The following is a 15,340-nucleotide window of genomic DNA, read 5'->3' as shown; positions in this document are numbered from 1 at the left end:
AAGCCGCGATTAGAACTGAGTGGAGGTCGAGAAGCGGAAGGATTCCGTCTTGTCGTATTCTTCCTTGGACAGAACCTTGGAGATGTCGAAGCGGATCGGACCCATCGGCGACTTCCAGTGGATGCTGATGCCGGCCGATGCACGCAGCGACAGCTCATCGGCGATATTGGTATTCACCGTTCCGGTGGATGTCAGCTTGTAGCGGTCGTCCAGCACGCCCAGCGTACCCACATCGGCGAACAGCGAGGTCTTGATGCCGTATTGCTCGGGCAGATAGTTCGGCAGGGTCAGCTCCACCGTGCCGATGGCGTAGAAGTTGCCGCCGAGGGCGTCGGTCGTATTCAGATCGCGCGGCCCCATACCGGCTGTCTCGAAGCCGCGGAAGCTGTTGCCGCCCTTGAAGAAGCGGTCGTTGATGCGGATCGGGTCACCGTTCCAGCCGCTGACGTAGCCAGTCGAGCCCTGAACACTGACGACCCAGGCTGGGGTGATGCCGTAGTACCAGCTCGCATCGGCCTCGGTCTTCACATAGTTCACGTCGCCGCCCAGACCCGCGAGGTCCTGACGCAGCGACCCGGCCCAGCCGCGTGTCGGACGGATCGGATCGTTGGTGTAGTTGACCTGCAGCGTGTAGCCCGCCGACGAGTTGATGAAGCTGCCGATCTGATCGCACAGCGCCGAGGATCCCTGCCCCACGCCCGAGCAAAAGCCCGTCGGCACGATGATTTCGTCAGACTTCAGGAAATAGCGCGTGCTGAGCAGCATATTGCCGTTCAGAGGATAGGACAGACGCAGGCCCGCGCCGGTCGAACGATAGTCGTATGACGAATACTGGCTCAGGTCGTAGCGCGAGTGGAACAGGTCGAAGCCGGCCCGCAAATCGCGACCGAGGAACTTCGGCTCCGTGAAGCGGAAGTCGACCTGCTGGCGCAGCGAGCCCCACTCCAGACGGGCGACCACGTTCTGACCGCGCCCGCGGAAGTTCCGCTCCGAGATGCCCAGGTTGACCGTGAAGGAGTCGACGGAGCTGAAGCCCGCGCCGACGGACAGTTCGCCAGTCGGCTGTTCCTGAACGTTGACGTTGATGACCGAACGGTCCGGCGCGCTGCCGCGCGTCTCCTCGACCGTGACGTCCTTGAAGAAGCCCAGGGCGCGCAGGTTGTTGCGCGAGCGCTCCATCAAGGCGCGGTTGAAGGCATCACCCTCGGTCAGCAGCAATTCGCGGCGAATGACCGGGTCGATCGTGCGCGTGTTGCCGACCACATTGATGCGATCGATATAGACGCGCTGGCCCTCGGACACGTTGAAGGTCACATCAACCGTGTCCGTCTCGGGATTGGCCTTGTAGGTCGGATTGATCTCGACGAAGGCGTAACCGGCCGAACCGGCTGCGAACGTCAGAGCGTCGACCGCCTGCTCGATCTTGTCGCTTTCATACAGCTGGCCTTCCCTGATCGGCACCAGGGCCTTCAGGAAGTCGGCGTTGAGACGGTCGTTCTGGGTGACGACCTTGATCTCACCGAAGTTGTACTTGTCGCCTTCGTTCAGCGTCAGGGTCAGCTGGAACGCCTGATCGTCGGGCTGCAGTTCGGCAACCGAGGACACCACGCGGAAGTCGTAATAGCCGCGATTCGTGTAGAACTTCCGCAACTGCTCTTGATCGTATTCCAGGCGGTTGGGATCGTAGTTGTCGTTGTTGGAGAAGAACTTCCACCAGGTCGACTTCTCGGTGACCATCACGCCGCGCACGTCACGATCGGAAAACGCCTCGTTGCCGAGCACGTTGATGGCGCTGATCCCGGTCTGTGGTCCTTCATTGATCTCGAAGATCACATCGACGCGGTTCTGTTCCAGCTGGACCAGCTTGGGCGTCACAGTCGCAGAGATGCGGCCTTGCAGGCGATACAGTTCGACGATGGCGCCGACGTCTTCCTGAACCTTGGCGCGGGTATAGATGCCGCGCGGCGCCAGGGTCACTTCCTTGGTCAGCTTGTCCTTAGACAGCGCCTTGTTTCCCTCAAACACCACCTGGTTGATGATCGGGTTCTCGACGATCTGGACGATCAGATCGCCATTCTGGATGCCCAGTTGCACATCAGCGAACAAACCAGTGCGCGACAGGGTGCGCACCGCGACGTCCAGCACCGAGGCGTCGACAGCATCACCGGGACGGATCGGCAGATAGGACAGGACCGTCGTCTGGTCGATCCGCTGCGCGCCCTGAACGATGATGCGGTTGATCGTGATCGTCTGCGGCGCAGCGATCTCGACGCGCGGCTCGGCGGCGCTCGCCGCCGCCTGAGGCGCGGCCGTCGGAGCGGGGGTCTGGGCGGGCGTTTGAGCCGGCGCAGCAGGCGTCGTCACGGGCGCGGTCTGCGCCAGCGCGGGTGCGCCCAGACCGGCGGCGACCGCCAGAGCCAGCAGGCTGGAGCGGGCGCTCAGTCGAACGGCGGCGCGAGAGGTCATGTCATTCATTCGGGAAACCGTCGGGGGCTGGCGTCGGCTCACGAGACGAGCCCGCCGAGGAATTGGAAGATATTGAGCTTCTGTAGGTCGTTCCACGTTGCGAACAACATAAATCCCGCCAAAAGCGCAAGGCCTGCACGATAGCCCATCTCCTGGAACCGCGCCGACACAGGCTGTTTCGCCACAGCCTCATAGCCGTAGAAAAGCAGATGCCCGCCGTCGAGGACCGGAATGGGAAGCAGATTTAGAAAGCCGATTCCGATCGAAAGTATGGCGGCCAAGGTTGTCAGCGTCAGGATCAGGTTGATCGCCATGGCGCCCGGCGCTGGATTGGCCTCAACCGCAGCCGTGGTCAGAGAGCCCGTCGCCTTGGCCATACCCAGCGGACCGCTGAACTGATCGCCAGACTCGCGGCCCGTCGCCAGGCGTCCGAGGTAGGTCAGGGTCGAGCCGATGACGTCGGCCGTTTGGCGCGCTCCCTCGGCGACAGCCTCGACGGGGCCATAGCGCACGTGGCGGACATCGCCGGCCGACGAGCCCAGCCCCAGGCCGATGCGGCCGACCTTGACGCGTCCGGCGATGGGGTCGTTTTCCTCGCGGCGTTCCGGCGTCGCGACCAGTTCGACGGGACGCCCGGCGCGCTCGACCGTGAAACGCACAGGATCGCCGGTCGAGAGCATCACGGTGCGGGTGACCGCGCTTCCGTCCTTGACGGCCTTGCCGTTCACCTCGGTGATCAGGTCGCCGACCCGGAAACCGGCGGCGGCGGCTGGCGATCCCGCCTGGACCTGAGCGACACGCGCCGGGCGCAAGGACACGCCGACCGCCATAAAGACGACGGCGAAGATGGTGATGGCCAGAATGAAGTTCGCGATGGGTCCGGCCGCGACGATCAGGGCGCGCTGCCACACCGGCTTGAAGTGGAAATAGTCACGTTCGGCGCCGGGCCCGCGCTCGGCGACCACGCGGCGGCGCAGTTCGTCCAGTCCGGCCCGATCAGGCACGCTGGACGCATCCAGATCGCCCGAGAACTTCACATAGCCGCCCAGCGGCAGCCAGCCGAGACGCCATTCGATGCCGTGACGATCTGTGCGGCTGGCCACGGCCTTGCCGAAGCCGACCGCGAACCGATCCACCTTCACGCCAAAGGCGCGCGCGACAAGGAAGTGACCCAGTTCGTGGATGGTGACGATGAAGGTCAGCACCAGCAGGAACGAGGCGATGGAGATCAGGACCTGACCCAGGACGCCCAGCATTCGAAAATCGTCTCCCCTGGCCTGCTGTCAGGCCGCATTCGCAAGGCCGGCGATGACGCTCTCGGCCATTCGACGCGTCTCGGCGTCGACCGAAAGGGCCGCGCCGCAGGCGTCTCCAGAACCGAAAGCCATCCCCGCTTTCGTCGCACGCTCAAGGGTTTCGGCGACGACTGCGGCAATATTGAGAAACGCCAGCTTGCGGTCAAGGAAGGCGAAGGCGGCGACCTCATTGGCGGCATTGAACACGGCCGGCGTCGCGCCGCCCGCCTTCAGGGCCTGACGCGCCAGATCGAGGGCGGGAAAGCGCGTCAGATCGGGCGCTTCGAACGTCAGCCGACCTAGCTGAGCCAGATCCAGCTTGGGGGCCAGCCACGCGATCCGATCGGGCCAGGCCAGGGCGCAGGCGATCGGCGTACGCATATCCGGCGGTCCCATCTGGGCCAGCGTCGAACCATCCACATATTCCACAAGGCTGTGGATGATCGATTCGGGGTGCACCACGACGTCGATCCGATCCTGCGGCATATCGAACAGATAAGCCGCCTCGATCATCTCCAGGCCCTTGTTGGCCATGGTGGCGCTATCGACTGAAATCTTGGCGCCCATGCTCCAGTTGGGGTGGGCGACGGCCTGTTCCGGCGTGATGGCGACCATCTGCTCGCGCGGCGTATTGCGAAAAGGCCCGCCCGATGCGGTCAGGATCAGCTTGGCCACCCGCTCAGGCGCTTCGGCCGGAAACACCTGGAAGATGGCGGAGTGCTCGGAATCGACGGGGATCAAGCGCCCCCCTGCCCGCTTAACCCGTTCGATCAGGGCGGGGCCGCAGCAGACCAGGCTTTCCTTGTTGGCCAGCGCCAGGGTCGCGCCCGTTCCCGCCGCCGCCCAGGCGGACTTCAAACCCGCCGCTCCGACGATGGACGCCATGATCCAGTCGACAGGTCGCGTCGCCGCCTCAACGATGGCGGCGTCGCCGGCGGCGACAGCGACGTCCGTGCCGGACAAGGCGTCGCGCAGTTCGTCCAACCGCGCAGGATCCGCCGTCACGGCCAGCTTGGGCCGCCAGCGTTTGGCCTGCTCTGCCAGTTTGGCGATATTGGCGCCGCCCGTCAGAGCCTCGACCTCGAACGCGCCCGTGCCCGTCGCCTCGGCTTGAGCCATCAGGTCCAGTGTGGAGGCGCCGACCGATCCGGTCGCGCCAAGCACAGTGATGCGACGCCGGATCACGCCCCACGCTCCAGCATCAGGACGATCAGTCGGCCCGCCGCGACGACGACGACCGCGAACATCAAACCATCGACACGGTCCAGCAGGCCGCCGTGGCCGGGAATGGTGTTGCCCGCATCCTTGACCCCGAACCGTCGCTTCAGCGCCGATTCCCACAGATCGCCCGCCATGGTCGCCAAGGCCGCGGCAAAGCCCAGCACCGCCCCCCAGACGACGCTCAAGGCGCCCATATTGACCCAGGCCGTCATTACGGCGCCCGCAACCGCGCCGGCCGCAACGCCGCCGATGAACCCCGACCAGGTCTTGTTCGGCGAGAAGCGCGGCCACAGCTTGGGTCCGCCAAAGGTGGATCCCGCCAGATAGGCCACGATGTCGGCCGACCAGGCGACGGCGAAGACCAGCACGGTCCAGTGCAGCCCGATCAAACTGTCGACGTCGCGCAGCCAGATCAGCAGGACCGAAGGCCAGCCGAGATAGAGCACGCCATAGGCGGCATCCAGCGCCTCCTGCCCTCGACTACGGGCATAGACCCCGGCCGCGACCGCGCCGAACACCAGCATGATGAAGGCGACGGACATGGCGCCGAAATGGGCGCTGATCACCGCCGCCACGACGCCGAAGCTGACCGCTCCGCCCATGACGCGGCGCGCATGGGGCGCACTCATCGCCGCCCATTCGAACGCCAGGACGACGCTGGCGACGATCATCAGCGCCAGGAACCACACGCCGCCGCCCCACGTCGCAGCAACGGCGGCGGGCGCCAGCACGACGGCGGACGCAGCCCTGAGGGCGATATCCCGACCCTTGACCGCCATCAGGCTGTCGCGCGCTCAGGCGCGATCACGCGTCCGCCGAAACGGCGATCGCGCTGACCAAAGGCCGAGATCGCCTCAGCCAGCGCCTTGGGGCCATAGTCGGGCCACAGAATGTCTTGGAAGACGAGCTCGGCGTAGGCGGCCTCCCACAACAGGAAGTTCGAAAGCCGCTGCTCGCCCGACGTGCGCACGATCAGATCAAGCGGCGGCGAGCCCGCCGTGGCCAGGCCTGAGGTCAGGATCGCCTCGTTGAAAGGCTCGACCGTCTCGCCCGCCAGCACCCGCTCCATATGGCGACGCGCCGCGTCCACGAGATCCGCGCGACCGCCGTAGTTGAAGGCGACCTGCAACAGGAACCGGTCGTTATGGGCGGTCTGGGCCTCGGCCCGTTCGATGATGGCGGCGATGTCGGCCGGAAGTCCTTCGCGTCGTCCCAGAATCTTCAGCCGGACGCCGGCCTTGGTCAGCCGGGCCAGATCGCTGGCGACGTAGGACCGCACCAGTCCCATCAGGTCCGACACCTCGTCCTCAGGCCGGCTCCAGTTTTCGGTCGAGAAGCCGAACACCGTCAGGCAATCGATGCCCAGATCTGGCGCCGCCTGGATCGTGCGCTTCAGCGCCTGGACGCCCTCACGGTGGCCCAGGGCCCGCGGCAGGCCGCGCGCCTTCGCCCAGCGTCCATTGCCGTCCATGATGATGGCGACGTGGCGCGGGCCGTCCTGACCCTGCTTGTCTGGGCTTTGGCCTGAAGGCGCGGCGCGGTCTGCCGTCATCTGTCGTGCGATCCCTTCCGGACCCAGCCGTTTCGCCTCAGACCTGCATGATCTCTTGTTCCTTGGTCTTCAAGGTCTCGTCGATGCGCTTGATGGCCGCGTCGGTGTCCTTCTGGACCTCGGTCTCCATCTTCTTTTGCTCGTCCTGGCTGATCTCGCCGGCCTTCTCGGCCTTCTTCAGGTCGTCGTTGGCATCGCGGCGAACGTTGCGAACCGAGATCTTCTGCTGCTCGGCGTATTTGCCGGCCAGCTTGACCAGGTCCTTGCGGCGTTCCTCGGTCAGGGGCGGGACCGGAATGCGCAGGGTCTGGCCGTCCACGATCGGGTTCAGGCCCAGATTGGCGTTGCGGATCGCCTTTTCGACGGCGACCACCATGCCCTTGTCCCAAACGCTGACGCTGATCATGCGCGGCTCGGGCACGCTGATGGCGGCGACTGCGGTCAGGGGCGAGGCCGAGCCATAGGCTTCGACCCGCACGGGCTCCAGCAGACCGGCGTTGGCGCGGCCGGTGCGCAGACCGCTGAACTCTTCCTTCAGTGCGGCGACGGAGCGATCCATGCGGTCGCGATAGGTCTTGAGGTCAGGCTTTGCCATGGTCTTGGTCTCTCTTGTCTTTCCTGGTCAGGCGAACGTTCAGGCGACGTCCTGAATGACCGTGAACGTGCCTTCGCCGGTCAGGGTCCGGCGCAGCGAATTGTCTTCTCGAATGGAGAAGACCACGATCGGGATGCCCGTGTCGCGCATCATGGCGATGGCCGAGGCGTCCATGACGCGGAGATCTTTGGCCAGCACATCCTGATAGGACAGGGTCTCGTAACGCGTCGCGTCGGGATCCTTCTTCGGGTCGGCGGTATAGACCCCGTCCACGCTGGTGCCCTTCAGCAGGGCGTCGCAACCCATTTCGGCCGCACGCAGCGCTGCGCCCGAGTCCGTGGTGAAGAACGGTGCGCCCACGCCGGCGGCGAAGATCACGACCCGGCCCTTTTCCAGATGACGTAAGGCGCGACGGCGGATGTAGGGTTCGGCGATGGCCGCCATCGGAATGGCGCTCTGCACGCGGGTCGAGACGCCGATCTTCTCCAGCGCCGACTGCATGGCCAGGGCGTTCATGATCGTCGCCAGCATGCCCATATAGTCGGCCTGGGCGCGCTCCATACCGGCCGCCGCCTTGGACAGGCCGCGGAAGATGTTGCCGCCGCCGATGACCAGACAGATTTCCACGCCCTCGGCCGCGACGTCCGCGACGGCCTTGGCCACCGCATCGACCGTCTTCATATCGACGCCGAACGACTGGTCGCCCATCAGCACCTCGCCCGACACCTTCAGCAGGACGCGTTTGTAGCGGAAGGTCGAGGGGGCGTCGGGCATGCGGGAAGGTCCGTTTGACTGCGGCGCCATTGAATCAGGCGGCTTCTTATAGACGAAAGGCGCGCCGGCCATCAAAGCCGAACGCGCCCTTCTGATACAAAACCCTCACGAATGAGGGGAATGTTTTTTAGTTGCCGCCCATCATGGAGGCGACTTCCGACGCGAAGTCGGGGCCTTCGACCTTCTCGACGCCTTCACCCAGCGCCAGGCGGACGAAGCCGGCCAGGTGCAGGTTGGAGGAGCCCAGTTCCTTGGCCGAGTTGGCGACCAGTTGTTCGATGGTCACGTCCGGATCCATGACGAACGGCTGCTTGGACAGCACCACGTCCTTCTGGAACTTGTTGATCTGACCTTCCACGATCTTGGCGATCATGGCTTCCGGGCGACCTTCTTCCTTGGCCTTTTCGGTCAGAACGGTGCGTTCCTTCTCGATGGCAGCGGGGTCCAGGTCGTCGGTGTTAAGCGACAGCGGCGCGGTGGCGGCGACGTGCATGGCGATCTTGCGGCCCAGTTCGCGAAGCGCGGTCTTGTCGCCCTCGCCTTCCAGCGCGACCAGCACGCCAATACGGCCGACGCCCGGCGAAACCGCGTTGTGGACGTAGGTCGAGACGACGCCTTCCGACACCGACAGGCGGGCGGCGCGGCGCAGTTGCATGTTTTCGCCGATGGTGGCGATCATGTTGGTCACTTCGTCCTGGACCGTCTTGCCGGCTTCCAGTTCGGCGCCGTGCAGGGCCTCGACCGAGTGGTGCTCCAGACCCAATTGGGCGAACGACTTAGCAGCGTTCTGGAACAGCTCGTTACGGGCGACGAAGTCGGTTTCGGCGTTGAACTCGATGGCGGCGGCGACTTCGCCCTTGCCGTCTTCCTTCGACGCGACGGCGACCAGACCTTCAGCGGCGACGCGGTCGGCCTTTTTAGCGGCCTTGGACAGGCCCTTGGCGCGCAGCCAGTCGATTGCTGCTTCGATGTTGCCGTCGTTTTCGACCAGCGCCTTCTTGCAGTCCATCATGCCGACGCCCGAACGCTCGCGAAGCTCCTTCACGAGGGCGGCAGTGATCTCGGCCATGTTCTTCTCCTTGGGGGATTTCGTATGTGGGAACGGCCGGACTGATTTAGCCCGGCCGTGTGTCAGTTCGTCAGGCGGCGCTCAAGAACGCGAACGCCGCCCGGCGGGCGATCAGCCCTCGGCCTTCTCGGTTTCGGCAGCCGGTTCAGCAGCGGCTTCCAGTTCGGCGGCGGCGCCTTCCGTGCCGGCCGGCGCGGCTTCGGCTTCAGCCTTGGGGGCCGAGGCTTCACGCAGCATCGGCTCGACCGGAGCTTCCGAAGCGCCCAGGTCGATGCCCGAGGCCGAAGCGCCAGCAGCCAGACCGTCCAGGACGGCGTCGGCGATCAGGTCGCAGTAGGTCTGGATGGCGCGGGCGGCGTCGTCGTTGCCGGGGACCGGATAGGTGATGCCGTCCGGGTCCGAGTTGGTGTCCAGGATGGCGATGATCGGGATGTTCAGCTTGCGGGCTTCCTGGATCGCGATCGCTTCCTTGTTGGTGTCGATCACGAACATGATGTCCGGGATCGAACCCATGTCCTTGATGCCGCCCAGCGACAGCTCGAGCTTGTCCTTCTCGCGCTGCAGGTTCAGCAGCTCTTTCTTGACGCGGCCTTCGCCGCCGTTTTCCAGAATGCCTTCCAGCTCACGCAGACGAGCGATCGAGCCCGACACGGTGCGCCAGTTGGTCAGCGTGCCGCCGAGCCAACGGTTGTTCATGTAGTACTGGGCGCAGCGCTTGGCGGCTTCGGCGACCGGCTCTGCGGCTTGGCGCTTGGTGCCGACGAACAGAACGCGACCGCCCTTGGCGGCGACTTCGCGCACGGCCACCAGAGCCTGGTGGAACAGCGGCATCGTCTGCGACAGGTCGATGATGTGGATGTTCGAGCGCGAGCCGAAGATGTAGCGGTCCATCTTCGGGTTCCAGCGGTGCGTCTGGTGGCCGAAGTGGGCGCCGGCTTCAAGCAGGGTGCGCATCGAGAATTCAGGCAGAGCCATGATCGTTCAGTCCTTTTTCCGATCAAACGTGGCGCGGGGGATTAAAGGTCTGAAAGACCCTCGGAATGGTGCGGATCGAGATGTCTCCCCGAAGCGCGCCTCTCCCGCGTTGCGAAATGCGGGGGCCATGTAGGCCGGATGGGCCGCAATAGCAAGCGCAGCCCTGCAAATGCGAAAAGGCGGACCCTTTCGGGACCGCCTTTGGTCAGCAACGCGACGGCTGCGTTTACTTCATCGCGTCCAGCAGGGTCCGGGCGCGGTCGCGGTGTGCAGTGACGGGCGTCACCAGCTCGCGCGCGAGGGTGGCCAGGGCGGGCGCTTCGGTGTTGTCGGCAAAGCCGTTCAGCAGCGTCAGCGTCTCGTTGTGGGCGGCGACTTGTTGGTCCAGATAGACCTTGTCGAAGTCGTCCGGCGTGGCGGCGTTCAGATTGTCGATCAGGCCCTTGCGGCGTTCGTCCAACGTCGTGGGGATGGCGACGTTGGGCGCGGCGGTCGCCTGAGCGGCGGCCAGCTTCTCGCCGGCGGCGGTGTGATCCTTGGTGATCATGGCGGCCAGGGCCTTCACGTCCGCATTCTTGGACTTGGCGGCGGCGATCTTGGCGGCTTCCAACTCATACATGTTGCCGGTGCCTAAGCCGGTGACGAAACCGTCGACGGTGTTGGCGCCCATGGTCATGGCCGAGGTCTGGCCCACGACGCCGGACGTGGCGTCCTGGGTGGCGTTGACCGCCTCGCCGGTGTTCTGGGCGGCGCTGTCGCCACCCTGGTTGCAGGCGGCGAGAAGGGCCAGCGAGGCGACGCTGGCGATGGCGAGATATTTCATTGGAACAGTCTCCCTATGGACTGACCAAACCCATCACGCGTCCGTGAGGTTCCGAAAAATCAAAAGCTTGACCATATCCGAGAGGGCTTAGGCGTCCTCCAGCATCACGACGCCCGGCGCTGACTTCAACGCGCCGCGCAGGGCGCCGTCCAGGCGGTAGCGGCCGGGAATCTTGACCTCGACCTCGCGCCCCTGCTCGAGGCCCGCAATCATCAGCGACACCTCGCCCCCCTTGCCGATCGCGCCCGATCGCGCGCGTTCCAGCCGCGCCTTCAGCGCCTCCGCGTCAGCGCTGCGAGCCGAGACATGGATACGAAGGCCGATGTTGGCGTCGTCCAGCAGATTGTCCATTTGCGAGGCGTCGTCGCCGAAGAAGCGCACCTCCCCTTCCGACGACTTGGCGCGCACCCGCACCATGACCGAGGCGCCGGGCTCCAGCACCTCGCGGCATTTGCGCAGTTGTTCGGGCGGGAACAGGCATTCGAACTCGCCGGTCGGGTCCGAGAAGGTCACGAAGGCGAACTTCTCGCCCGTCCGCGCGCTGGCCCGCTCCTGTTTGCGACGCACGACGCCGGCCATCTGGAACGCCTCGTGGCCGGACTCAGCCAGCGGAATCGCTTCGGCGACGAAGGTGACGCGCTTGCGCTTCAGGGCTGAGGTCATCTCGTCCAGCGGGTGGCCCGACAGATAGAAGCCGACCGCCGACAGTTCGTGATCCAGCCTCTCCGGCCCGACCCAGGGTTCGACGCTCTTCAGACGCGGCCGAGCGGCATGGGCCTGGTCGCCGCCGAACAGCGACACCTGCGACGAGGCGCGCTCGGCCGCCACGCTCTGGCAATAGGCCATCAGCACGTCGGCCTGTTCCAGCAACTGACGCCGGTTGGGGTGGATGCTGTCGAAGGCGCCGGCCTTGGCCAGACCTTCCAGCGCGCGCTTGTTGACGCTGCGCGGATCGACGCGCTCGAGGAAGTCGAAGATGTCGGCGAAGCGGCCGCCCGTCTCGCGCACCTCGATGACGTGTTTCATCGCCTCGAGACCCACGTTTCGGATCGCGCCCAAAGCGTAGAGCACCGCCCCCTTGTCGTCGTCCCAGGCTACGTCGAAGTCGGCCGATGAGCGATTGATGTCGGGCGCCAGGACCGGCACGTCGAACCGTTTGGCGTCCTGATAGAAGACCGCCAGCTTGTCGGTGTTCGACAAGTCCAGGCTCATGGAGGCCGCGAAGAACTCGACCGGCTGATTGGCCTTCAGCCAACCCGTCTGGAACGAGATCAGGGCGTAGGCGGCGGCGTGAGACTTGTTGAAGCCGTATCCGGCGAACTTGGCGACGAGGTCGAAGATGGAGCCGGACTGGGTCTCCGGCACGGCCTTCTCGGCGGCGCCCTTGACGAAGCGGAGGCGCTGGAAATCCATCTCCTCCTTCTTCTTCTTGCCCATGGCCCGGCGCAGCAGGTCGGCCTCGCCCAGGCTGTAGCCCGCCAGGATCTGGGCGATCTTCATCACCTGTTCTTGGTAGATGATGACGCCGTAGGTCTCGGTCAGCACCTCTTTCAGGCTGGGGTGCAGATAGTCGACCTCGGCGCGCCCGAACTTGCGGTCGATATAGGTGTCGATCATCTCCATCGGCCCCGGCCGATAGAGCGAAATCAGGGCGGTGATCTCTTCGATGGAGCCGCAGCGCATCTTGCGCAGAGTGTCGCGCATGCCTTGGGATTCCAGCTGGAACACCCCGACCGTCTGGCCAGAGGCCATCAGCTCATAGGTGCGCGCGTCATCCAGCGGCAGGCTGTTCCAGTCTTTCGCTGCGCCGCGCCGTTCGAGATAGCCGCGCGCCCGATCCAGCACCGTCAGCGTCTTCAGGCCCAGGAAGTCGAACTTCACCAGGCCCGCCGGCTCGACCCATTTCATGTTGAACTGGGACGCCGGAATGGTGGAGCGCGGATCCTGATACAGCGGCACCAGTTCCGTCAGAGGCCGGTCACCAATTACGATGCCGGCTGCGTGGGTGGAGGCGTTGCGGTATAGCCCCTCCAGCTCAAGCGCGGTCTCCAACAGGGTCTTCACCGCCGGCTCGGCGTCGCGCGCCTCCTTCAGGCGCGGTTCGATGTCGATGGCCTGGGCCAGGGTGACCGGCGCGGCCGGATTGTTCGGCACCATCTTGCAGAGCCGGTCGACCTGACCCAGCGGCATCTGCAGCACACGACCCACGTCGCGCAGCACGGCCCGCGCCTGCAAGGTGCCGAAGGTGATGATCTGGGCCACCCGGTCCTTGCCGTAGCGGTCCTGAACATAGTCGATCACCTCTTCGCGCCGCTCCTGGCAGAAGTCGATGTCGAAATCGGGCATGGAGACGCGTTCGGGGTTCAGGAACCGCTCGAACAGCAGGCCGAACCGCAGCGGGTCCAGATCGGTAATGGTCAGGGACCAGGCGACCAGCGAGCCGGCGCCGGAGCCCCGCCCCGGCCCCACGGGAATGCCGTGGGTCTTGGCCCATTTGATGAAGTCCGACACGATGAGGAAGTAGCCGGGGAAGCCCATCTGCTGGATGATCCCGACCTCCCATTCCAGGCGGGTCCAGTATTCCTCTTCGGGCACGGCCGGCGTGACCTCCGTCAGGCGGACCTTCAGCCCCTCGCGCGCCTGGTGGGCCAGTTCGTCGGCTTCGGAGCGCCCGGCCCCGGTGTCGAAGCGCGGCAGGATGGGCGCGTGCGTATTGACCAAAAAGGCGCAGCGGCGCGCGATGTCGATGGTGTTGTCGCAAGCCTCGGGCAGGTCGGCGAACAGCTCGCGCATGACGGCGGCGGGCTTGAACCAGTGTTCGCCGGTGATGCGGCGGCGATCCTCCTGGCCGGTGAAGGCGCCGTCGGCGATGCACAGCAGGGCGTCGTGGGATTTGGCCTGCGCCGCCTTGGCGTAATAGACGTCGTTGGTGGCGACCAGCGGCACGTCGTTGGCGTAGGCCCATTCGACCAGCCCCGGCTCGGCGCGCTTGTCGTCCTCCAGCCCGTGGCGTTGCAGCTCGACGTAGAAGCGGTCGCCGAACGCCGCCTTCATTGCCGCCAGAGCAGCGGCGCCATCGGCCTTCTTGCCTTGGGCGAGCAGCGGATCGACCGGGCCGTCCGGGCCTCCGGACAGCAGGATCAGGCCTTCGGAGCGGGCGACGACCTGCTCCCAGGCCACGCCCGGCTCGGCCATTTCTCCGGCGTCCAGATAGGCGGATGACGACAGGGCGCACAGGTTCAACCACCCGGCCGTATCCTGGGCCAGCAGAACGACGGTCGGCACCTTGGCCCAGCGGGCGTTGATCTGGCCGCCGATCCCGAAGACCGGCAGGGCGCAGGCCACGATCGGTTGAACACCTGCATCCTTCGCCGTCTGGCTGAACTCCAGCGCGCCGAACAGGTTAGCCCGGTCCGCCACCCCGACCGCCGGCATTCCGGAGTCGGCCGCCAGCTTGCCGACCTTGGCCGCCTTGATCGCGCCTTCCAGCAGCGAATAGGCCGAGCGGACCCGCAGATGGACAAAACCCTGACTGTTCACCGGCTCGTTCACACCTTCTTCGACCCTGGCCCGCTGAAGAGCCCTACTCTACCCTGAGTCTCATATCGGGCGGCGCGCGGCCATTGCAAACCGGTCACCCCACGGATCGGCTGTGGATCGCTGGCTTCAGACGGTCCTCGAAAAAACACCGTCTAAAGTGTCTAATTCGTCTGATCTCAGGCGGTGACGCTGATCGCCACGGTCCAGACCATCCAGACGAAACCGCCGCACGACGCCAGCGACAGCATATCCCTCATCAAACGCGGCATGACCTTGGCTCCGAGACATCCGATATGTTCTGCTAATGTTCTATGTTGGCGTTTTGTTCCGGTCAAGTCGTTCTCGGTGAAACCGTTTGCGCGTCGCCGTCGTAGTCATTGCAACAGGAGATGAGACCATGTCCCTTCGCACGACCGCCCTCGCCGCCGTTGCATCCTTGACCGTCGCTACGCTGGCGATCGGCGCGCCCCTGGCCCGTCGGGCCGAGGCGCAGACGGCGTTTCAGACCGCGATCTTCGCCGGCGGCTGCTTCTGGTCGGAAGAAAAAGCATTCGACGACGTGCAGGGGGTGCGCTCGGCCGTATCGGGCTTCGTCGGCGGCCATACCGCAAACCCGACCTATGAGCAGGTGGTGCGCGGCGGCACCGGCCATATGGAGGCGGTGCAGGTGACCTTCGATCCGCGTGTGGTCAGCTATCGCACCCTGGTCGATCGCTATTGGCGCACCATCGACCCGACCGATCCTAACGGGCAGTTCTGCGACCAGGGGCCGTCCTATCGATCCGCCGTCTTTGCGACAGCGGCCCAACGCGCGGACGCCGTCGCCTCGCGCGATGCGGCGATGCGGGTGCTGAGAAAGAGCTTCACGACGCCAGTCGTCGGCGCCCAGCGGTTCTGGCCAGCGGGCGAGGAGCATCAGAACTACGCCAAGCGCCACGCCGCCAGCTATCAGGCTTACCGAATCGGGTGCCGCCGCCCCGAACGTCTGCGAGCGATCTGGGGCAACGCCGCCGTCAGCTGAGCGATAGGC

12 protein-coding genes are annotated in these 15,340 nt (G+C 65.3%); 1 reads left to right on the top strand and 11 read right to left on the bottom strand.

Annotation, left to right across the window (positions count from 1 at the left end; all coding sequences use genetic code 11):
• Positions 1-9 precede the first annotated feature (9 nt).
• The 11 genes from bamA to dnaE all read right to left on the bottom strand — a co-directional run bounded on the left by bamA (position 10) and on the right by dnaE (position 14,322).
• The gene (gene bamA / locus BVE01S_RS11490) at positions 10-2,475 is read right to left on the bottom strand and encodes an outer membrane protein assembly factor BamA (protein WP_084375389.1); all 2,466 of its coding nucleotides are present in this window, start codon (positions 2,473-2,475) and stop codon (positions 10-12) included.
• Positions 2,476-2,504: 29 nt separating this feature from the next.
• Complete coding sequence (locus BVE01S_RS11485; RefSeq protein WP_066627641.1) at positions 2,505-3,722, bottom strand: M50 family metallopeptidase; 1,218 nt, start codon at positions 3,720-3,722, stop codon at positions 2,505-2,507.
• 27 nt (positions 3,723-3,749) lie between these two features.
• Complete coding sequence (gene dxr, locus BVE01S_RS11480) at positions 3,750-4,946, bottom strand: 1-deoxy-D-xylulose-5-phosphate reductoisomerase (RefSeq protein WP_066627638.1); 1,197 nt, start codon at positions 4,944-4,946, stop codon at positions 3,750-3,752.
• Positions 4,943-5,761 (bottom strand): phosphatidate cytidylyltransferase, encoded by an 819-nt coding sequence (locus BVE01S_RS11475; RefSeq protein WP_039247425.1) that lies wholly within the window; start codon positions 5,759-5,761, stop codon positions 4,943-4,945. Before BVE01S_RS11475 ends, dxr begins: the two co-directional genes overlap by 4 nt.
• A complete protein-coding gene (gene uppS / locus BVE01S_RS11470; RefSeq protein ID WP_017503963.1) occupies positions 5,761-6,534 on the bottom strand; it encodes a polyprenyl diphosphate synthase in 774 nt (257 codons plus the stop codon). Before uppS ends, BVE01S_RS11475 begins: the two co-directional genes overlap by 1 nt.
• Before the next feature lie 37 nt (positions 6,535-6,571).
• Entirely contained in the window at positions 6,572-7,129 is a 558-nt protein-coding gene (gene frr / locus BVE01S_RS11465) for a ribosome recycling factor (RefSeq protein WP_055809105.1), read from the bottom strand.
• Positions 7,130-7,168: 39 nt separating this feature from the next.
• On the bottom strand, positions 7,169-7,903 hold the full coding sequence (pyrH, locus tag BVE01S_RS11460) for a UMP kinase (RefSeq protein WP_045811327.1): 735 nt from the start codon (positions 7,901-7,903) through the stop codon (positions 7,169-7,171).
• A gap of 127 nt (positions 7,904-8,030) precedes the next feature.
• Positions 8,031-8,972: a translation elongation factor Ts gene (gene tsf / locus BVE01S_RS11455; RefSeq protein WP_055753506.1), complete on the bottom strand. Its 942-nt coding sequence runs from the start codon at positions 8,970-8,972 to the stop codon at positions 8,031-8,033.
• 111 nt (positions 8,973-9,083) lie between these two features.
• Complete coding sequence (gene rpsB / locus BVE01S_RS11450) at positions 9,084-9,947, bottom strand: 30S ribosomal protein S2 (protein WP_017503967.1); 864 nt, start codon at positions 9,945-9,947, stop codon at positions 9,084-9,086.
• A gap of 226 nt (positions 9,948-10,173) precedes the next feature.
• A complete protein-coding gene (locus tag BVE01S_RS11445) occupies positions 10,174-10,770 on the bottom strand; it encodes a DUF4142 domain-containing protein (RefSeq protein ID WP_055809100.1) in 597 nt (198 codons plus the stop codon).
• An 87-nt stretch (positions 10,771-10,857) separates the two neighbouring features.
• On the bottom strand, positions 10,858-14,322 hold the full coding sequence (dnaE, locus tag BVE01S_RS11440) for a DNA polymerase III subunit alpha (RefSeq protein WP_084375388.1): 3,465 nt from the start codon (positions 14,320-14,322) through the stop codon (positions 10,858-10,860).
• A 385-nt stretch (positions 14,323-14,707) separates the two neighbouring features.
• Here dnaE and msrA point away from each other — a divergent pair, with 385 nt between their 5' ends.
• Positions 14,708-15,331 carry a peptide-methionine (S)-S-oxide reductase MsrA gene (gene msrA, locus BVE01S_RS11435; RefSeq protein ID WP_066627635.1) on the top strand — a complete coding sequence of 208 codons (624 nt, stop codon included), beginning with the start codon at positions 14,708-14,710 and terminating at the stop codon, positions 15,329-15,331.
• The last annotated feature ends 9 nt before the right edge of the window (positions 15,332-15,340 follow it).

It is taken from the genome of Brevundimonas vesicularis NBRC 12165 (assembly GCF_001592205.1).
In the GTDB taxonomy this organism is placed as follows: Bacteria; Pseudomonadota; Alphaproteobacteria; order Caulobacterales; family Caulobacteraceae; genus Brevundimonas; species Brevundimonas vesicularis.
This window is presented reverse-complemented; position numbering and strand designations above follow the sequence as displayed.

What these genes read in the sequence shown, in the direction of transcription:
- bamA (WP_084375389.1), bottom strand. Translation starts at nt 2,475, where the DNA reads ATGAATGACATGACCTCTCGCGCCGCCGTTCGACTGAGCGCCCGCTCC.
- BVE01S_RS11485 (WP_066627641.1), bottom strand. Translation starts at nt 3,722, where the DNA reads ATGCTGGGCGTCCTGGGTCAGGTCCTGATCTCCATCGCCTCGTTCCTG.
- BVE01S_RS11475 (WP_039247425.1), bottom strand. Translation starts at nt 5,761, where the DNA reads ATGGCGGTCAAGGGTCGGGATATCGCCCTCAGGGCTGCGTCCGCCGTC.
- uppS (WP_017503963.1), bottom strand. Translation starts at nt 6,534, where the DNA reads ATGACGGCAGACCGCGCCGCGCCTTCAGGCCAAAGCCCAGACAAGCAG.
- frr (WP_055809105.1), bottom strand. Translation starts at nt 7,129, where the DNA reads ATGGCAAAGCCTGACCTCAAGACCTATCGCGACCGCATGGATCGCTCC.
- pyrH (WP_045811327.1), bottom strand. Translation starts at nt 7,903, where the DNA reads ATGCCCGACGCCCCCTCGACCTTCCGCTACAAACGCGTCCTGCTGAAG.
- tsf (WP_055753506.1), bottom strand. Translation starts at nt 8,972, where the DNA reads ATGGCCGAGATCACTGCCGCCCTCGTGAAGGAGCTTCGCGAGCGTTCG.
- rpsB (WP_017503967.1), bottom strand. Translation starts at nt 9,947, where the DNA reads ATGGCTCTGCCTGAATTCTCGATGCGCACCCTGCTTGAAGCCGGCGCC.
- BVE01S_RS11445 (WP_055809100.1), bottom strand. Translation starts at nt 10,770, where the DNA reads ATGAAATATCTCGCCATCGCCAGCGTCGCCTCGCTGGCCCTTCTCGCC.
- msrA (WP_066627635.1), top strand. Translation starts at nt 14,708, where the DNA reads ATGTCCCTTCGCACGACCGCCCTCGCCGCCGTTGCATCCTTGACCGTC.